3 tRNA genes are annotated in these 317 nt (G+C 56.8%); all 3 read left to right on the top strand.

From position 1 onward, the window contains the following. The first annotated feature begins 1 nt into the window (after nt 1). Nucleotides 2–77: transfer RNA gene (locus IE163_RS04005), tRNA-Glu, on the top strand. A 31-nt stretch (nt 78–108) separates the two neighbouring features. Further along, nucleotides 109–184: transfer RNA gene (locus IE163_RS04000), tRNA-Glu, on the top strand. A gap of 31 nt (nt 185–215) precedes the next feature. Then, a tRNA-Glu gene (locus IE163_RS03995) sits at nt 216–291 on the top strand. Nucleotides 292–317: the final 26 nt, after the last annotated feature.

The raw sequence follows: 317 nt of genomic DNA, 5'->3' as shown, positions 1-317 counted from the left end.
CGTCCCCTTCGTCTAGAGGCCTAGGACACCGCCCTTTCACGGCGGTAACAGGGGTTCGAATCCCCTAGGGGACGCCACTAAATCTCGCACTTTTCAGACTGTTACAGCGTCCCCTTCGTCTAGAGGCCTAGGACACCGCCCTTTCACGGCGCTAACAGGGGTTCGAATCCCCTAGGGGACGCCACTAAATCTCGCACTTTTCAGACTGTTACAGCGTCCCCTTCGTCTAGAGGCCTAGGACACCGCCCTTTCACGGCGGTAACAGGGGTTCGAATCCCCTAGGGGACGCCAATTCAGTCAATGCACTACACTGTTAT

Origin of the sequence: Alishewanella longhuensis (assembly GCF_014653435.1) — a bacterium.
Taxonomy (GTDB): Bacteria; Pseudomonadota; Gammaproteobacteria; order Enterobacterales; family Alteromonadaceae; genus Alishewanella; species Alishewanella longhuensis.
Note: the sequence above shows the minus strand (reverse complement) of the source record. Positions and strands in the feature narration are given on the sequence as shown.